Origin of the sequence: Nostoc sp. DedQUE02 (genome assembly GCF_034531035.1) — a bacterium.
Lineage (GTDB): Bacteria > Cyanobacteriota > Cyanobacteriia > Cyanobacteriales > Nostocaceae > Nostoc.
Genome location: NZ_JAVRBY020000028.1, coordinates 67,468 through 86,059, shown reverse-complemented (window position 1 = coordinate 86,059; position 18,592 = coordinate 67,468). Strand labels below are relative to the sequence as shown.

10 protein-coding genes are annotated in these 18,592 nt (G+C 42.4%); 3 read left to right on the top strand and 7 right to left on the bottom strand.

Annotated features, from left to right (window positions below):
- Positions 1 to 141 precede the first annotated feature (141 nt).
- From RMX98_RS20805 to RMX98_RS20795, 3 genes are all read right to left on the bottom strand, one after another.
- Positions 142 to 1,161 carry a tRNA-dihydrouridine synthase family protein gene (locus tag RMX98_RS20805; protein WP_322680207.1) on the bottom strand — a complete coding sequence of 340 codons (1,020 nt, stop codon included), beginning with the start codon at positions 1,159 to 1,161 and terminating at the stop codon, positions 142 to 144.
- A 61-nt stretch (positions 1,162 to 1,222) separates the two neighbouring features.
- On the bottom strand, positions 1,223 to 1,501 hold the full coding sequence (locus RMX98_RS20800) for a DUF2934 domain-containing protein (protein ID WP_322680208.1): 279 nt from the start codon (positions 1,499 to 1,501) through the stop codon (positions 1,223 to 1,225).
- 518 nt (positions 1,502 to 2,019) lie between these two features.
- Entirely contained in the window at positions 2,020 to 3,012 is a 993-nt protein-coding gene (locus RMX98_RS20795) for a cyclase family protein (protein ID WP_322680209.1), read from the bottom strand.
- Between the two features lie 443 nt (positions 3,013 to 3,455).
- Between RMX98_RS20795 and RMX98_RS20790 the strand changes: the two genes are divergently transcribed.
- Entirely contained in the window at positions 3,456 to 9,068 is a 5,613-nt protein-coding gene (locus tag RMX98_RS20790) for an AAA family ATPase (RefSeq protein ID WP_322680210.1), read from the top strand.
- A 328-nt stretch (positions 9,069 to 9,396) separates the two neighbouring features.
- On the opposite strand, the gene RMX98_RS20785 is transcribed toward RMX98_RS20790, so the two are convergent.
- The 4 genes from RMX98_RS20785 to RMX98_RS20770 form a co-directional block, all read right to left on the bottom strand.
- On the bottom strand, positions 9,397 to 10,743 hold the full coding sequence (locus RMX98_RS20785; protein WP_322680211.1) for an FAD-dependent oxidoreductase: 1,347 nt from the start codon (positions 10,741 to 10,743) through the stop codon (positions 9,397 to 9,399).
- A gap of 48 nt (positions 10,744 to 10,791) precedes the next feature.
- Positions 10,792 to 12,354 carry an NAD(P)/FAD-dependent oxidoreductase gene (locus tag RMX98_RS20780; protein ID WP_322680212.1) on the bottom strand — a complete coding sequence of 521 codons (1,563 nt, stop codon included), beginning with the start codon at positions 12,352 to 12,354 and terminating at the stop codon, positions 10,792 to 10,794.
- 448 nt (positions 12,355 to 12,802) lie between these two features.
- Positions 12,803 to 14,956, bottom strand: a complete 2,154-nt coding sequence (locus RMX98_RS20775) for an ATP-binding protein (RefSeq protein ID WP_322680213.1) — start codon at positions 14,954 to 14,956, stop codon at positions 12,803 to 12,805.
- Positions 14,957 to 15,104: 148 nt separating this feature from the next.
- The gene (locus RMX98_RS20770) at positions 15,105 to 16,907 is read right to left on the bottom strand and encodes a DUF4157 domain-containing protein (protein ID WP_322680214.1); all 1,803 of its coding nucleotides are present in this window, start codon (positions 16,905 to 16,907) and stop codon (positions 15,105 to 15,107) included.
- 411 nt (positions 16,908 to 17,318) lie between these two features.
- Between RMX98_RS20770 and RMX98_RS20765 the strand changes: the two genes are divergently transcribed.
- Complete coding sequence (locus RMX98_RS20765; protein WP_322680215.1) at positions 17,319 to 17,903, top strand: DUF4255 domain-containing protein; 585 nt, start codon at positions 17,319 to 17,321, stop codon at positions 17,901 to 17,903.
- A gap of 14 nt (positions 17,904 to 17,917) precedes the next feature.
- Entirely contained in the window at positions 17,918 to 18,556 is a 639-nt protein-coding gene (locus tag RMX98_RS20760; RefSeq protein WP_322680216.1) for a carboxypeptidase regulatory-like domain-containing protein, read from the top strand.
- The last annotated feature ends 36 nt before the right edge of the window (positions 18,557 to 18,592 follow it).

Sequence of the window (18,592 nt, the reverse complement as noted above, 5' to 3'; positions counted from 1 at the left end):
TCACTGAATCTCGACTAACTTCGACGCCGCTCAGTGCAAGTCGCTCGATTACCGCGTAGCCGTTCGCGCAGCGTCTCGTAGAGAAGTGCTGCTCCCTGCCCCCTTGCAGTCTTAATGATAAGTCTTTAACCGGACACAATATTACACCCCTGAGTAGGGTGCTAGGCCTAAAGTTTTCGTCAGATCGCCAAGGAGAATGCGATCGCAGAGGTTTAACAGTTCTAACTCGGTCTGCGTCTGTCGCATCAGCCGCAGGAAATTCCCCTCAGCATCAACACTCAGAGCAATGTAGTTAAGGAACATTTTGAGATAGCCGACACGCGATCGCACTGGCATAGTTGCCGCCGTGGGAGTTTGCCATAAACGATCAATATAGTTGCGTACCTCTACTAAAGGAACAGGCGCGATCGGCTCGAAGCGCAAAGCCTGCCGAATTTGATTAAAAACCCAAGGATTCCCGATCGCCCAACGTCCCACCATTACACCTGCCGCACCCGTTTGAGAAAGCACTTTAAGGGCAGTTGCCGCAGAGTCGATATTGCCATTGGCAAGCACTGGACAATCGACTCGTCTAACTGCTTCAGCAATCAAATCATATTTCACTGCCCCGTGATACATATCTTTCACTGTGCGACCATGCAAAGAGAGCAAATCAATGCTGTGGCGATTGATTATATCTAAAATTTTGTAAAAGTTATCTGTATTTTCAAAGCCTACGCGCATCTTAACAGTCAAAGGTCGATCGTTGACAGCAGAACGCAGTTCTCCCAAAATCCGATCCACTTTTTCTGGTAAGAGCAGCAATCCACCCCCAACATTTTTGCGATAGATTCTAGGTGCTGGACAGCCCATGTTCAAGTCAACTCCAGCGATATTATAGTTGCAAAGTTCCTGTGCTGTTCTGACTAAATCTGGAATGCTTTCGCCAATCATTTGAGCAAAAACAGGGCGACCCGTATCGTTTTCGGTAATTGCTGCCAGAATGCTACGATTGAGCCGTGAGGTATCATTGACGCGGAAATACTCGGTGAAGAAGTAGTCAGGACTACCGTAATGAGCAATTACCTTCATAAACCAGAGGTTTGTCACATCCTGCATGGGCGCAAGAGCTGTGAGGGGTAGGTATGGATGGGGTGATTGGGGAAGCGATACCTGGGACATAGAGATGACTGGAGTTTAGACTAGTTAGGAATGCGGAACTTTAAACCTTTACGGCATAAAGTTATATTTTCAAATCTATTAACTCCTTTTCAGCCTGAAGCCAATGTTCTACAGATTTGCCATTTTGATAGCCCATTTGTTGCCAAATTTCATAAGCTTTCAAACGGATTCTATTTTCATCTGGGTGGTTACTGAGAAAATGCTCGCAGGAATTAGTAGTAAAATTATAGGGAGCTTCGCCAAAAAAATCCTGACGACCTAGAATTTCATCTGTAAAACGGGAACAATTTTCTTTGATCGGGCAATTTTGCCCTGGACACATAGTAATATCGTAAGGCATATATATTTTTTCTCAAAAGGAACTTAATTTAGGATTTAATTGGACAGATATTGTCTAGATTAAACTAGATTGTTGGGGATAAGACTATAAATCAAAATTCAAAATTAAGAAAGCCAGTAGTGATTGTTTATCATTCAAGCGATCGCGTCAGTGCGTCTTCATAGGACTCATATTTGATTTCTGGGCGTTGCTGATTGCGGTATAAAAAATAATTTTGCGTTATTTCAAAATCCTTGTAGAGACTAGCAATTGCAACGTCTCTACATCCAAATTCATACCTCGATTCCGCAACACCGATTTCTGAAAAAATTCAGCATAACTCAAAGAGGCTTCTTGCCTATTGCCTATTGCCTATTGCCTCTTGCCTCTTGCCTCTTGCCTCTTGCCTCTTGCCTCTTGCCTCTTGCCTCTTGCCTCTTGCCTCTTCTCTCCTACGCAAATAAGTATGCCTACGCCACGCTGCACGAACACAAATCAAATCGAATTGCTATAGAGAGCAATAACCCAATTGCTTCCTCTCACCGTACCCGTACACCCAATTTTGTATTCCAGTGGAGGGGTTTATCTGCTTTTTGCAGGGGAGACTCCGGGATTTGACCTACAGAAACGCCGTATTTCCAGCCTGGCGGACAGATAGCAATGTAACGTGCATAACCTCCCAAACCACCTTTGAATTTGGGATAGCCAATAGCGATCAATGCACCTGTTTCTGGCACTTGATCTAGATTTGCAACACCCTCTGCTTGGGTATATCCATTTTTTAACAGCCAAGCTTCCCCTTCCAGTGTTGGGGTGCTGTCTGTATCGAGGGGTTCGTGTCCGTGGAAAAGAATTTTGCGCTCAAGGTGCAGAAACTGCAAAGCTTCTAGCTTTACCCCAGGAAACTTAGTTCTTGTAGCTAGTTCAGGGTTTGGCCATGATGAAGACCAATCAGAGCGAACAAACACAACTGAGCCTTGTGGAATCCTGCCATGTTTGCGTTCCCAATCCTGAATATCTTTGACACTCAGGTGGTAATTAGGGTCTTTGGCAACTTTATCCTGGATCGGAATTACTACTAGAGGACGAACAGCAAATGTTGCTGGCAACTCATCAATAGCTGGATAATCAGGGTTCCAGTGAGCAGGTGGATCTAGTTGTGTTCCTAGCTGATCGGTAGATAAATTGTAATGAGTTGCTTCAAACCCATCCTTTTGGTAAGTGTATGGCAAACCTGTTTTTGGGTTGATACTAGGGGTAAACTTTGAAGAATCAAAACCTGACCATACAGGAATTGCCGGAGTAATCGTATGAGTTAAGTCAACATATTTTGCTGACTTGAGTGAGTACTGATAAACTTGCCACAGGTCAGGCTTACGTAATGGCTGCACTGCGTTCACAGAAACAAAACCAGCACTAAACAGAACTATTAAACAAACAATTCCCCAAAAAGTTTTTTGAAATGTTTGACGCAAAAATCTATCTAGTTCCTGCTTAGGATGTAAATGGTTACATTGCGGCAGTATTGTCATTGTTTGTGTTCGAGCTTATTACTTTTGAAGGCTCTAATTGTTTTACCACAAATTGCTACATTACTTATCCTAATCTCAAAACTTGGAATGTATTTATGTTTAGAGAACTTCGCTTTCTTGACGAAGTTTGATAACGTATATTCTAGAGTACTATAGTAATTAGGTCTGATTCCTGTATTTACTTACGTGGATAAAATTCTATGCAGTTGCTAATCTCAATCATGAGCCAATAAGTTCTCTATTTACCGTAGATATAAATACTGAAGAGATGACGCTAGTGAAAAAATTAGCAGTTGCTAAAATTGCCTTTGCTGCTGTAAATGGTCTCTCAAGCCTAGTCGGTTGATTTAGCTCAACTGGTTTTCTCAACTTTTTACTAATGAATTGTGATAATTCGAGTTAATTAGGGAAAACTGAACTTAGGTTATCCAATAGCAACTTTTATGCTAGAGAATCGAGTCGATGTTCCCGGCTATCGAATTGGTGAGAGAATTTACACCAGCAGTCGCACTCTGGTTTACCGAGCTTTGCGAGAGACTGATCAAACTGCTGTTGTGATCAAACTTCTTAAAAGTTCTTATCCAAGTCTGATTGAGTTGGCTCAATTCAAGAATCAGTACACAATTACGAAAATCTTAAATGTTCCTGGGGTTGTTCGGATCTATAACCTGGAAAATTTTCATAATCGACCCGCCCTGATCTTAGAAGACTTTGGCGGAATTTCTTTGAAGGAGTATGCTGACGCTTGGAGACAGGGATTCAGAAATATAACAAGTGAGGAAAATATCTCACACTTTTGTGCTGAGTTTTTGAGCGACTTTTTACAGATTGCGATCGCACTTGCCGATATCCTGGCTGATCTCTACCATCACCAAGTTATCCACAAGGATATCAAACCCGCCAATATCCTCATAAATCCGGCCACAAAGGAGGTTAAACTCATTGACTTTAGCATTGCTTCACTGCTACCAAGAGTTAACCAACTTTCAACTAGTCCGGCTGTTTTAGAAGGAACCCTCGCCTATATCTCGCCCGAACAAACTGGACGAATGAATCGAGGAATTGATTATCGCACTGACTTCTATTCTCTCGGAGTCACTTTCTATGAACTATTAACTGGGCGATTACCATTTCAATCCGATGATTTGATGGAATTGGTGCATTGTCACATAGCGAAACAACCACCACTTTTAGGGGATAGAGAAAAGATTCCCCAAATTCTCTGTGATATCGTCATGAAACTGATGGCGAAAAATGCTGAAGACCGCTATCAGAATGCATTAGGGCTAAAGCACGATCTGCAAATTTGTTTGGATCAATTGCAGGAGAGTGGAAATATTATCCCGTTCCGGCTAGGGGACAGGGACGTTTGCGATCGCTTTACGATTCCCGAAAAACTCTATGGCCGGGAAGCAGAAGTGGCAATGCTACTAGCAACCTTTGAACGGGTGCGCCAGGGAACTTCTGAAATGATCCTGGTTGCAGGTTCTTCTGGCATTGGGAAAACGGCAATTGTCAATGAAGTTGACAAACCGATCACCCGTCAGCGCGGATACTTTATCAAAGGCAAATTTGATCAATTTAATCGGAATATTCCCTTTTTTGCTTTGGTGCAAGCATTCCGGGACTTAATGGCACAACTGCTGACAGAGAGTGATGCTCAAATTGACCAGTGGAAGACCCAAATTTTATCTACATTGGGTGAAAGTGGTCAAGTGATTATTGAGGTGATTCCAGAACTCGAACGAATCATTGGCAAACAGCCCTCTGTGCCGGAATTATCGGGTACTGCTGTCCAAAGCCGCTTCAATTTGCTATTTCAGAAATTCATTCAAATATTTACGACCCAAGAGCATCCCCTGGTCATTTTCCTCGATGATTTACAGTGGTCAGACTTGGCTTCTTTAAAACTGATGCATCTGTTGATGAGTGAAGCCAATAACTCTTATTTGCTAGTGATTGGAGCATATCGAGATAATGAGGTTTCTTCTGCACATCCCTTGATGTTGACCATTGAGGAGATGCGTCAAGAGGCGATTACAGTTAGCAGTATTGTTCTTTCTGCCCTTACCGAAACCGACCTGAATCAACTGATTGCAGATACGCTGAAATATTCAGCAGAACAAGCAACTGCGATCGCCAATTTGGTGTATCAAAAGACCAAAGGTAATCCATTTTTCACGAACCAGTTTCTCAAATCGCTGCATGAAGATGGACTGATCGCCTTTGCCAGCAAAACAGGCGATTGGCAGTGCAATCTTACTCAAATCCGGGCGCTTTCTTTTACAGAAGATATTGTAGAGTTTGTGGTGCTGCAACTCCAAAAATTGCGATCGCAGACTCAAGATGTTCTCAAACTGGCTGCCTGTGTTGGCAATCAGTTTGATTTAGAAACCCTATCGGTTGTCTATGAAAAATCTCCAGCCCAAACCGCAGCAGATTTGTGGCCAGCTCTCAAGGATGGATTAATTTTGCCCAGTGGTGAAGGATATACATTCTTTCAGGATGAGTCTGTTGTTATAGATGATTTGACAAATGACCACGGATCGATAAATATTACCTACAAATTTATCCACGATCGCGTTCAACAAGCCGCTTATTCACTAATTCCGGCGAATCAGAAACCAGCAACTCACCTGAAGATTGGTCAATTGCTGTTGAGTAATATCCCGGAAACTGAGCAAGAATTGCTGATTTTTGAAATTGTCAACCAATTGAATCTTGGCAGAGAACTGATTGTATCTGTGCCCGATCGTGATCGACTGGCACAACTTAACCTACTCGCAGGAAAAAAAGCTAAATCTACTACATCATACCAGGTAGCAATTGAGTATTTAACTACCGGGATTGATTTATTGAGATCCGACTGTTGGCACACTCAGTATGAATTGGCTCTAGTACTGCACGAATCAGCCGCCGAAGCTGCTTACCTTTGTGGTGCCCATGAACAGATGGAGCAATTGGCTCAAACAGTAATGCAGCAAGCCAAAACTCCACTAGATCAAATCAGCATTTACGAAACCAAAATCCAGGCGTATACAACTCAAAATAATGTGCTGGGCGCGATCGCGATCGCTCGCCAGGGAATGAGCCTGTTCGGCGTGGTTTTTCCCGAAATATCCACCCCCGAAGATATTCAGCAAGCCCTTCAGGAAACTGCTGCCTTAATTAACGGGCGTGATATTGCTTCCTTGGTTGATTTACCCCTGATGACGGCAAAAGACAAGCTGGCTGTTAACCGAATTGTGGCAAACGTTGCTCCAGCCGTTTACACCGCCGAACCAAATCTGTTTCCCCTAATCATCCTGTCACAAGTCAAAGCATCAATTCAGTATGGCAATGCTCCATTTTCTGCCTTATGTTATGCCGCCTATGGCATTCTGTTAAACGGAATTCTCCAAGATATTGAAAAAGCCTATCTTTTTGGCAACCTGGCTTTGGCACTAACTGACAAATTTAATATTAGCGACATTAAACCTAATGTGTTTTATGTTACGGGTGCTTTTATCACCTATTTAAAGTCTCCACTACAAAAATCTTTACAGCTGATACTGGAGGGCTACAAAATTGCTCTGGAAACTAGAAATGTATATTACGTTGCCTTCACTACGAAAGACATCTGTCAGTATTCTTATTTTTTGGGACGAGAACTGAAATCCTTAGAGGAAGACATCCAGGCTTACTGTCATGCTTTGGAAAATTTTAGGCAAGACATGATTCTCAACTACTGCCGTGTCTTCTGGCAAACAGTTTTGAATTTGCTCGGCAAGGCCGAAAATCCCTGTGTTTTAACAGGTGAGGTACTTAATGAAGCAAAATTTTTGACTCAAATGCATAATGCTAATGACTTGATGGGGCCTCACTACTTCTGGCTACACAAGTTGATTCTCTGTTATTTGTTTGAAAACATCTCTCAAGCAGTGGAGACAGCCGCTCAAGCTAGAGTTTATCTAGTTGCAGGTACGGGCTATGCTACTGTGCCGATATTTTATTTTTATGATTCACTGACGGCTCTGGCAGAGTATTCTACAGCTACGGGCGATCGCCGAGAAATATTACTGGAGCGGGTGACAAAAAACCAGGAAAAAATGGAGACATGGGCGCACCACGCACCTATGAATTATTTGCACAAATTTGAACTAGTAAAAGCCGAAGAATGCCGAGTGTTGGGACTGATGGCGCAGGCTGTGGATCTTTACGATCGCGCGATCGCTGGGGCAAAAGCCAATGGATACATTCAAGAAGTTGCCCTCGCCAATGAATTGGCTGCCCGATTTTACTTGGAATGGAACAAAGAAGCGTTGGCGTACTACTTTGTAGAAGCAAGCTACGCGCACCCCCCAGGAAAGCCCACGGAAGGTATCGCTCAAATTTACCTGATGAATGCCTATTACAGTTACCTAAAATGGGGAGCTGTAGCCAAAGTCAAACAGTTGGAGAGCCAATATCCTCAATTCTTGGCTACGAGTCTTCAGCAGCAGGAAAATGCTTTTGCAGACCCTAGCCTCACCACTACAATCGGATTCACACACACTAGTTCCAGTGGGACTGAAGCGTTAGATTTAGTAACGGTAATCAAAGCCTCTCATGCACTGGCTGGAGAAATTGAATTAGAAAAGCTGTTGACAACCTTGATGCGGGTTGTAAGTGAAAATGCCGGGGCTGAAAAATCAGTACTCTTGCTGCTTCAAGAGGATAATTGGGTGGTTGCAGCTCAGAGAAGCAGCAAAGCTATCGCCGAAGAGGAGCGATCTATGGCTTTGTATGAAAGCCTTGGGGTAAATCTGCACTCATTGCCTCTTTCAGCCAGTCAGGATATTCCCAAAACCGTGGTGAACTATGTCTCGCGTACCTCCGAAACCCTAGTGCTAGATGATGCCCGCAGAGAAACCACCTTTGCCAACGATCCCTACATTATTCAATGGCAACCTAAAAGCTTGCTATGTACGCCGATTCACAATCGGGGCCAGATCATTGGCATTCTATACCTAGAAAACAGTTTGACCACTGGAGCCTTTACCCAAAACCGTCTTGAGGTTTTGCGGCTGCTCACAGCACAAGCTGCCATCTCGCTGCAAAATGCCATGTTTTATAACAATCTTGCCGTAGCAAAAGCCCAACTAGAGGATTACAGCCATACCTTGGAGCAAAAGGTAGAGCAGAGAACTTTTGAGTTGAATGATAAAAATCAGCATCTCTCGGAAACTTTAGAACAACTGCAACACACTCAAAGCCAACTGATTCAAACTGAAAAAATGTCTTCATTGGGGCAAATGGTGGCAGGTATCGCCCACGAAATTAACAACCCGATTAACTTTATCTATGGCAACGTCAGCTATACCAATGAATATTGTCAAAATTTGTTGCATTTGGTTGAGTTGTATCAACACTATTATCCTCAACCATTTGCTGAAATTCAAGAAGAACTAGAGGCCATAGATTTAAACTTCCTCAAATCTGACCTCCAAAAATTACTGCAATCAATGAAAGTAGGAGCAGATCGCATCCGCCAGATTGTTCTTTCTCTCCGCAATTTCTCGCGCCTGGATGAGGCTGAAATGAAAACTGTCAATCTTCATGAAGGTATTGACAGCACCTTGTTAATTTTACAGCACCGTCTAGAAGATAAAACATACCGTCCCGCAATTAATGTGATTAAAGAATATGCCCAACTGCCTGAAGTAAATTGCTACGCTAGTCAGATAAATCAAGTATTTATGAATATTCTTAGCAATGCTATTGATGCATTAGATTCATTATTCACAACTGAACATACACAAACAAAAATCCCCACCATCGAAATTCGTACCAAAATGACTGAGGCTGATACAATAACCATTCAAATTGCAGATAATGGGTCTGGTATGTCTGAAAAGGTGAAGCAGCATTTATTTGACCCATTTTTTACAACAAAACCTATTGGCACAGGAACAGGCTTAGGATTATCGATTAGCTACTCTATTGTAGAAAAACATCGGGGGCGAATAAGTGTAATATCGGAGCTAGGAAAAGGAGCAGAATTTTCGGTCTCTATCCCATCAAATTTAGTAAAGTGAAAAGCGAGACTGCTTGTGGCAAAACTAGCGAATGTAGTTGACAATTTTACCCTTAAACTTCTGTGATATCACCTTCTCGGCCGAATGCATGAATCATATCGTGTCCGGTTAAAGACTTATCATTAAGATTGCAAGGGGGCAGCACTTCGGCTACGCTCAGTGACCGGCACTTCGGCTACGCGGAAATCGAGCGACTTGCACTGAGCGGCGTCGAAGTGAGTCGAGATTCAGTGACCAGGGGCAGGGAGCAGCACTTCGGCTACGCTCAGTGACCAGGGGCAGGGGGAGAAAGGGTTTTCAGGTTTTTGCACAGATGCGAAAATTATAACTAATCAGCCGGACATGATATCACTCGTGTGTGCTTATTCACAAGGTTTTCTACAGTGGATGTGAAAGTTTTCGGTCTACTGAGTGTGTTTGTATTTTTGTCCTTGAAACCAGAAATGGAGAGAGCCAAAGATGAACCGATGAGTTGAGCAACTCGAAAGGCAGATGCGATCGCTCCTTCATGCAAGCCATCTCCAAGATAAGCTCCTGCATAATAAGTATTGTTCTCTCCATTAGTGGCAACTACTTCATCTCGATATCTAAAAGATTCAGTCGTATACAACGGAGTGTGATGTTCTTGAGTGTGAATAATGCGATCGCGAGCAATCAATCCTTCTAGTTGAAACGATAAAAAATAATGCTGTGGCGATGAGATGCCGCAAAGCTGATTCAAGTAACTGTTATATCCCCATCGAGTGTCTGTCTGGAAGAAATCAAATTCCGAGGGGTGGTGGATGTGATGATGATCATACATGGAAGTATCCGTATGAACTGTGGTGGTTGCATAATTAGCTTTCCAATCTGAGAAACGTTTAATTTCAGCATCGGTTGGATCGGCTAATAGTGCCATCACTTGGTCGGGTGGCGTGGCAAACACGACTTTATCAAACTCCTGGATCTCACCTGGCGATCGCTTAATTTTCACAGCATCTACGCTTCTTTCAATATTGGCAATCTCCACATTCAACAAGACTTCACCTTTAAATCGCTCCAAAATTTTTTCAATATAGGAATATACACCACCTTTAATCCTGACCCATTTAACTCCAAGGTAGTCGCGTAACATCGGAATTGCCATCTCTGCGGGAAAGTTGTCAATGAGTCCAAACGGCATTGAGTAGCTATACATTGTCAGCAACTTTAGCCAGGTATTGCTTTTACTTTGGTTGTTCACATATTGAGATAGTGGCTGATCATAAAAATCTTCCATCTGGGCAAATCGGGTTTTTAGCCATAAGCCAACGGAACGGGTATGAAGGCTATCGAACCGCAGAGATTCAATCAGGCGGTGGATGCCTGTATAGTTTTTCTCAATTGTGACCTTCGAGAAAAAGGGATTGCCATCTTTGGGGAATAACGCTGAACCGACACGGATTAGTTCTAGTTCGACTCCTAGCTCTTGCATCAGAGCCACAAAGTTGTGAAATAGGGTAGGAAATTCTAGCACTCCACTTTCCAACATTTCATTGCAATCAGATTGGTTAGGCTGAACATTCTTGTTGAGTGTCCGAATATGTCCCCCCAACATGGGCTGCCGTTCAAACACGGTGACATGATGCCCTTGTTTATCAAGCAGGTAAGCTGTAGCCATACCACTACCCCCACCACCGATAACTGCAATTCTCATAACTGACCTCTCAGTTTTTGAATATGAATAATATGTGTGAGTGTTTACTTAGCTATTGCCTAAAAGCACGTCACCAGATAATCGTTGATAGAGCAATGCTCCAGTCCAGAATGTGGGAGCAAAGCCGGGATAGCCTGATGATGCATTGCAGAAATAGAAATGGTTGAGTGAGGTTTCGTGGTTTAAGCGTCCCAGACCCATGTTGCGCGGTGTGAGACTAGAACCGTAGGAATTCCCGTTAGGACACCAGCAATAACGTTCATTGGTGGTGGGGCTACCCGTGATATGAAAGACCAGATGCTTTCTAAAATTCGGCACATATTCTTTTTCCACGACATCTAGGATAGAGTCGAAGATTTCTTGCTTTTTCTGGTTGTAGGCTTTGCGATCGGCTTTGCCGTCCCGACGGGAATCGCTCTGTCGCAATTGCTTAAAGTAGTTGTAATTAGCAACGGTAAGGAATTCAACAATTTGGCAATCCTCTGGACAATCCCGACTCGCTTGTGTCAATAAAGTGGGCGTTGTTATGGCAAAGCTGGGATTGGAAAAGTCATTGTGTTCATACATCTGAGCAAAGGCTTCATTCAAATCCTGATGACCTGTGTGGAAAACATTCCACTTGCCAAATCCATAATTGCGGAGGTCGAGGTCTTTGACGACGCAATAAGCCATGTAGTTAGATGCAGAATACTCATAGTTGAGTTTTCGGCGCATGGTTTTAGAGAAGTTTGACTCACCAATCATTTTGGCGGCTTTTTTGGGGTCAATATTGCAAATCACAGTGTCGCCTGTAAATTCATGAGTTTGATGGGTGGTTAGATCCATCGCCTCAACTCCGGTAACTGTGCGGTCTGTGAGTCTAAAATTCGTGACTTCATGGTTGAGCAGTACTTGCCCTCCATTTGATTCAATCACTTTGACTAAGGAATTGATCACATGCTCAAAATGCTGGGTTGGGTAAAATGCACCAGCTTGATAGCCCTTGAACAAAGCAACCCAAGCATAAAACGAGAGTTGATTCGGAGGCAGCAGAAAATCAGGCCATTGCAGAGCCAATAGGGTTTGGGCGGCTTGGGGTAGCTGAAACTTGTCGAATACATCTTGAAGTGTGCTGTTGAGATATTGGACGGTACAAACCACTTCACCTGAATGTTTGAGCAGTTCAATTGGCTTAACTGGGGGAGCGAGTCTTTTCAAACCTGCGCTCGTTTTTTCGACATCGTTGATAAATTGGCGAATGCGATCACAATATTCAGGAAATAGCTTTGATAATCGCTGGATCAGTTCCTCCGGTTCTGAAGGAATATCTAATGCATATCCCGGCATTCGCATGTGGTCAAAGCCATCTGGGTCGTAGCGCTCAAAAGTCACTTCCCGATCCAACCCCAGTTTTTTGAGTACCCGATTGACCGTTTGTCCTTCACCGCAATCCCAAACATAATGGAATTGGGCATTAAAAGTATATTTTTTAGCCATCGTAAACGTATGACCAAAGCCACCTGGATGCTCATGGGCTTCGAGGATTTGCACGGTCTTGCCGGAGTTTGCCATCAAAGCCCCAAAGACCAATGCTGATAAACCACTACCGACAATGAGATAATCCGGTTTCATAGTATGATTCCTCAATTGACGAGATATTCACAATTCGTCCGCTCTTTTGCTGCCGTATTTCTGGCCAAGTTTCTAATAGACCTACGATGCCCGTTCCCGCATTGTTAATAAGAATGTTGAGCGCCCCAAAGCGGTCTTTCACCCAATACGCTTGGGTTAAGCATTTGTCTCTCCCCCTGCCTCCCCTGCCTGCCGATTATTTTCTTAACTGAACTGTGCGGGTAGTAACGCTAACGCAAAGGCGATGAGCCTAATCGGAATATCTCAATTTTATGTTGTAGCAAAATTTACGGTAGTCCCAACAGACTGAGTTTAGGTAAATTTTTTACGTAATTAGTAATACATAATCAGAGTCTGGCATCCTTCTGAAAAAAACCTTCTGCCTTCTGCCTTCTTAATGCATTTAGGGAACGAGTCACACATAGGTTTGCTCTGTACTCTAGTAGAATCAACGCAAATCTACATATTGACCTAAATCTTTATCCCTGAGAATTTGCCCCATTTTCTGATACTCTCGACGCAGCGCTCGAATTAAATGTACCATTTCAATCCCTCCCCGATCATCTGCTGCTAAAAAAGCTGCTGTTAGCGCAATATTGCGAATATTAGCCCCTGTAATCTCAAAATTTTGTGCCAATAATTCTAAATCGAGATTGGGGCTACAGGGAGCATTTTTTGGGAAAATTTTCTGCCAAATTAGGTGACGATTCTTTGTATCTGGCAAGAGAAACTCAATAATAAATCGGAGTCGCCGCTCAAAAGCTGGGTCTATATTGCTACGGAGATTTGTAGTTAAAATTGCAATACCTTCATACTCTTCCATTTTTTGCAACAGATAACCTACTTCAATATTTGCGTAGCGATCGCGGGCATCTTGCACCTCAGAACGTTTGCCAAACAAGGCATCAGCTTCATCAAAAAAAAGGATGGCATTAGAATTGGTTGCAGCAGTAAAAATGCGATTGAGATTTTTCTCTGTCTCGCCGATGTATTTGCTAACTATTTGAGATAAATCAATTTTGTAAAGGTCTAATTGCAGTTGATGGGCTATCACCTCTGCTGCCATAGTTTTACCTGTACCGGAAGAACCAGAAAATAGAACATTTAGACCTTTTCCTAAAGATAATTTATCTGCAAAACCCCATTTTTGATGTACTAAATTTCGGTATTCTGCTTCTTTGCAGATATCTTGTAGTTGTGTTATTTGATTAGGGTGCAATACAATATCATCCCAAGTATATTTCGGTTCGATTTTACGGGCGAGGGTAGCTAAATCGTGACCTGATTGAGCGCGAGCTGCACTACATAAGTTTAAAAATGACGGTAGTGGTTTTTCTTTAATTGAGTCAATTTGTTGCCAACGGGCAGTATTATAGGCAGTGGCGACAGCATCGGCAATCTGATCTGGAGTTAGAAGAAAGCGATCGCTCAATACATCCAACTCTTTATCTTCAATACTGATTTGCGCTGCTTGGAGGTGAGTTTGCCAACAATCTCGGCGTTGACTAGACTCAGGAACTGTAAAAGAAACTGTAATTAACCCGATTGCACCCGTCGCTGTGGGTATCCAATTTTCCACTCCTGAGAGAATAGTAATACCTATATTTTTCTCTAATTCTCTGAGAAAGGATTGATAAAGAATTTGATGCTCTTGAAGGTAGAGAATATCGAAGTTATCGATATACAGCAAACGATTAAAAAACCAGGCTTCTCGCCATAAAAGTTGCAGTTTTTCCTCAAAGTTGGCTTTATCCTCTACCATCTTTGCTAAATCGGCAACTAACAAGGGAACTTCCAGGGTTTTGGCAAGCCATTGGGCGGTGCGGCGTTTACCCGTGCGTAGGCGCAGCCCGCCGCAGGCATCATTTCCTTGAAAATAGAGCAGTAGGGGTTGTTGTTTCTGCCAGTCTTCTCTCACTAATACTTCTAATGCTGTTTGTACATCTGCCTTGAGATATAAAGTATCGAAATATATGCTTGGTTCTAGTAGTTGACAACAAGAAATGAGTCGGGAATCTAACCCCGGTTGATGTAATAGCAACCTCACCACTTGGGAATCGAGTATTAGACGATGAGAAAGAAAGGTAGATTGCTGCTGATGAGGTTCTGGACAGAGATGGAGCAGACGATGGTAAATTAGGGGTGAGTTAGTAGTAAAATGCTTACGTCGTGATAGCTTTTCAGGAACGCTAGAACAGAGCAAGTTTAAGACCATATCTACTGTAGGTCTTTTGTTGCTCATATCATCTTGGAGATAGGCAAAAACCTTTTCATAGTGGCGATCTAATTCTGGTGCAAGAGCGATCGCTAGTATATCTAAGTCAAAGGTGGATAAGCCAAAAGTGGTTTGCAACCATGCTAAGAGCGAATCTGACCGAATTGTAATTGATGTTTGCTCTGATGATATTTCGGTTTTTTGCAACCATGACACTCCAAGTTCTCCCTCTGCTTGTCGTTGTGTTTGCAGAATGAAAATCGCTTGTTTAATTAGCCAATCTAATCGCACGAGGAGAGGTTGCAACCCATTGAAATCGGGGCTAATTTCTACGGCTTGGGAGATGGGTTTGCTAAATATCTGCGCTTCTGCTGCTGTTGAATACACTGGATATTCCTTGAGTGAGCAGTATATGAAAATGGAGAGAGATTGTGGATGTTAGCAACGCCTGCTGTAGGCATCGCACTATGCTAAATATTTTTTTCAATCTCCTTTATTACTTTCGCTAAAATGGCGATCGCACTCAATAAGGAGGTTATTGTTGTAGGTGCGTATTTGTTTTCTCACTCGCAGTTGAATTACCGATTAAGCCAGTTTGCCAGCTACCTAACTTATTCCAGATAGCTCCTTTACCGTGCTCTTGAACATGTTCTCGCAAATTTTGGAATCCTGCTCCTTCCGTTTGGACAAATGTGTTAAAACCACCATTCCCATTAGGAACCACACCAAAGAGTAGATGTCCTTTGACAGCTAAAGGAAAATCAATCCCCAGTTGGGGGCGCTGCGGATCTGCCGCTGCTATTTCCTGTTGACTACCATAGTGCGAAGTTTCTTTAGTTCCTGCCCGCCGTTTAAACATTTTTCCTGAGCTTAATTCTTGCTGAGTCAATTGTGCATCGCTGGGTATATTATTACCATCTGACACCAGATAATCTAGCGTAGCCTGTCCGGCAGAACCAGCAGCAGTAGATTTATCCATCACATGATTGGGTCTGCGAACCCGTTGATTGGGGTTTCTAGCTGCTAAACTTTTTGCCTTTGAAAAAAGCCGATCATAGATTAGTGCGTCATCATTGAAGATAATGTGAGCCCCTCTATAGAATTCATTAATCCCGGTTCTACCAAAAGCATTACTTACTTGTTGTTCTATATACGTTAAAATGTCATAATGGGTTCGATGATGTTGACTGAGAGTTTGTTTCCGAGTTGCTAAATCTTGTTTTTGCGTTCTAGTCAGTGGTTCAAAGGGTACGACTTCCCCTTGGGCATCATGTACTAATCTGGCTGCTCTTGCATTTCGTAAGTTAGTAAATTCTTCTGCACTAAATTGCTGGTGATGCTGCAACCTTTGGATATCATTCCATGTTTGACACTTATTCTGATAATAAGTAAGATATCCCTGATTGTAAAGATACTTGTTTGCTAGCTGGACGGCATCATTGTCTGTCTTTTGGATAACATTATTTCTAGAATCGGTTAAACCAATTTTTATTCCTTTCTTTTGAACTTTTCGTTCTACTATATCTCCACCATTCTGCTGCACCACATGGGTCAATTCATGCGCCAATAATTCCTGTCCCGCTATGCTGCTAGGGTTATATGCCCCTTGCTTAAAAAATACATCCTGCCCTGTGGTAAACGCCTTCGCCTGAATTGATTGATTTAACTGATCAGCCTGAGCATCTGTATGCACCCGCACCCCACTAAAATCTGTTCCCATCGCTTGCCCCATTGACTGTTGCAGACTGGCATCCAAAGGCTGTCCACTTCCCCTAGCACTGTTAATAGAGTTTGCCAAATCTGTTGATGCTTCACCCCCAGCGATCGCTTCTCGACGCTGCACCGTCTCTGGTAACTGCTTTAGTTGCAATTCTTCTTCATCTGTTTGCTGGCGTTGTAACGTATTAGTTTGTATTGGCGCTGAATCTTTCTTTGCCAGTGCATTGGTTTGTGGTGTGTTAATCTTCTGCACCACATCCTTGGCTACTCGATCCGCTTCTTGTTCATACTTATCCCCCGCTTCCCCTATTGTCAGCTTCGCCTGAATAGGTGCGCCAATTTCCCCAGAATTACCCCATAGCTGGGCAGAAATCCCTTGGAATTCAGGTATCCACGGCGTTTGCTTTCCCGCCAGAATCTCTCGTGTTGACCTTGTACCGATCGCACTCTCTAACTCCTGTCTCTCATCCCCACTCACGCTATTTGGATCTTGTTGCACTCTCTGTACAACTGAAGACAACGATCCAGATCCATAACTGCGGCTAGGGGCAATCTCTTTACTTATTGGCGTTGACGGCAGCGAGGGTGAAGCTTTTTGAGATATTTGTTTTCGGTACATAGTTTATCTCCGGTATTCGGTTAGGGATTGCTATAAAAAATAGTGATTAGACCTACTTAAGTATTTATGCGAGTCATAAAATATGTGTATTTATTATATATAGTATTAGTAGAATAAATTATTACATTTTTATTCTAAAACACGGAGCAAAGCTCAACCCAGTATTGAGCGCCACAGCAAGATTCTGCAACGTTAAGTTCCTTGTTCTAAATTTAATCAATCGATTTTAGCAGACTTTTCCTAAATTGCAATTTTTGCAAATATTACTAATAGTTACAAGAATATTGACAATAACTCATGTATATTTTATTCATAAAGCTAGTAACTGGTTGTATTATTTTCAACTATCAGTTATTTTCTCTCATAAGCTTTCAAAATGAACAGTGTCATAAAACGAACATTGTTTAGATTATGTTAGATGGTCTAGACACTACCTTAGAATTGCTACTGAAGCGAGAACTTCCACCTGATGTTCCTTCAGGAGATACAGAGGTATTTATCAGTTTTGTTACACCTTACCAAGGAGCAATTAAACAAAAACCAGCGATTAATTTATTTCTTTATGATGTGCAGGAGAATCTAGAGTTACGCAGCAGTGCTTGGTCAGTGGAACGCCAAACTAATGGCAGAGCAATTAGAAAACGTCCCCCAGCTAGGGTAGATTGTTCATATCTAATTACTGCTTGGCCACAAAATGAAGAGGATGTCCAGACAGAACATCAACTTTTAGGATCTGTGATGAAGGTGTTGCTGCGACATCGAAAACTTCCCGAAACCTTGATTGCAGATAACTTAGAAGGACAAGAACTTCCTTTAAGACTAATTAGTTTACGTCCCAGTAACTTACAAAGTTTTGGGGAATTTTGGCAAGCAATGGGGGGGAAGGAAGGAACTAGACCCAAGGTTGTCTTGCATTGTACTGTCACCATCTCCGTTCCTGTGGATGAAGCAGGAGAAGAAGCGGGACTGGTGGGAGTTCATCAACCAAACTCATAGTTTCAGGAGTAGCGATGCTCGAGCTATCTATAGTTAACCAACAAATAGCGATCGCAGGTCAAGTTTTACAAGGAGAAACGCAAAAAAATATTTCTGGTGTAATAGTTGCAATTATTGAGATGCCAGAAAAATTTCGAGCTATTTTATCTCTAAAAGCACTGCAATACGGTTCAAAATGGGAAAAAATGCCTGAGCGACCTGACCGCAAAATTACCAGCAATGATGGTTATTTTTACTTTACAAATTTACCCCCTGGGGAATATCTTCTAGAAGCATCGTTACCTACCAGCCCAACTCGATACAACGAAGTCAGAACAAAAGTTCAAGTATCTTCCCCTATCAATGGCAAAATTTCCACAACGATGGCGGATATTATGCTTTCACCCACGGGAATTAAAGGAAAAATTACTGATGCAAACGATCCAAAAAAGTTGATTATCAATGCAAAAGTACAGATTCAAGATAGTGGAGATAGTACCATTAGTGACCAAAAAGGTAATTATTGTTTAATCGGATTAGAATCACCAAAATTAGGTCAACGTAACATCACCATGATTGTCTCTGCAACAGGTTATCAACAAGTTTACCAGTTACTCCAGATTCAGCGTAGTCAAGTAATTGCGGATCAGAATTTTGCTCTAAAACCCAAATAAATACTCACTATTTATAGGATAAGTAAATAGGCACAA

Bases quoted from the DNA above. Each gene is read 5' to 3' on its own strand.
- RMX98_RS20805 (WP_322680207.1), bottom strand. From the start codon at position 1,161: ATGTCCCAGGTATCGCTTCCCCAATCACCCCATCCATACCTACCCCTC.
- RMX98_RS20800 (WP_322680208.1), bottom strand. From the start codon at position 1,501: ATGCCTTACGATATTACTATGTGTCCAGGGCAAAATTGCCCGATCAAA.
- RMX98_RS20795 (WP_322680209.1), bottom strand. From the start codon at position 3,012: ATGACAATACTGCCGCAATGTAACCATTTACATCCTAAGCAGGAACTA.
- RMX98_RS20790 (WP_322680210.1), top strand. From the start codon at position 3,456: ATGCTAGAGAATCGAGTCGATGTTCCCGGCTATCGAATTGGTGAGAGA.
- RMX98_RS20785 (WP_322680211.1), bottom strand. From the start codon at position 10,743: ATGAGAATTGCAGTTATCGGTGGTGGGGGTAGTGGTATGGCTACAGCT.
- RMX98_RS20780 (WP_322680212.1), bottom strand. From the start codon at position 12,354: ATGAAACCGGATTATCTCATTGTCGGTAGTGGTTTATCAGCATTGGTC.
- RMX98_RS20770 (WP_322680214.1), bottom strand. From the start codon at position 16,907: ATGTACCGAAAACAAATATCTCAAAAAGCTTCACCCTCGCTGCCGTCA.
- RMX98_RS20765 (WP_322680215.1), top strand. From the start codon at position 17,319: ATGTTAGATGGTCTAGACACTACCTTAGAATTGCTACTGAAGCGAGAA.
- RMX98_RS20760 (WP_322680216.1), top strand. From the start codon at position 17,918: ATGCTCGAGCTATCTATAGTTAACCAACAAATAGCGATCGCAGGTCAA.